Genomic DNA, 449 nt, shown 5'->3' with positions numbered 1-449 from the left:
GAGAGGGTTTCGGGCGGGGCATAGTTTCCGCAGGTGACGAAGTCTTTTTGCTCGGGGGCAACGTCGGTGCCTGCTGTCTCGGCGCTACTCGATCTGTGAGCGCTGTCGGCACCGCGAGAGAATGCTCGGAAAACGCCGTGTTCTGCCGTTTGGGTGCGAAATACTGCCTGAGGTGAAGGAGGTAAAGCTGCCATACCCCTATTTCACAGGTTTTCGCACATGCGCACGGCAGCCGAGCCGCAGGCTGTGGATAACTTCGCTCTATGGGACACTTTTACGGGGTATCCACAGGACAAGAGGACGATCCCACACCGATTGTCTGCTCACCGAGCGCATAGACCACGCTTTTATGTCGCACTATAACGCACCGCGCTAACCGTGCCGCTTTGCGCCCGAACCACTAGGAAGGGTTCTTATCGCCTTACTCTGTTGCCTTGTCTTCACGAGAC

General features: G+C 57.0%; 1 pseudogene. It reads right to left on the bottom strand.

The window, feature by feature from the left end:
• A pseudogene (locus HMPREF2554_RS11650) lies at window positions 1-194 on the bottom strand (type II/IV secretion system protein); the annotation flags it as partial.
• Between the last annotated feature and the right edge of the window lie 255 nt (window positions 195-449).

The organism is Rothia sp. HMSC071F11 (assembly GCF_001809115.1).
In the GTDB taxonomy this organism is placed as follows: Bacteria; Actinomycetota; Actinomycetes; order Actinomycetales; family Micrococcaceae; genus Rothia; species Rothia dentocariosa.
The sequence above is the reverse complement of the archived record's forward strand: the minus strand, read 5'-3'. Positions and strand labels throughout refer to the sequence as shown.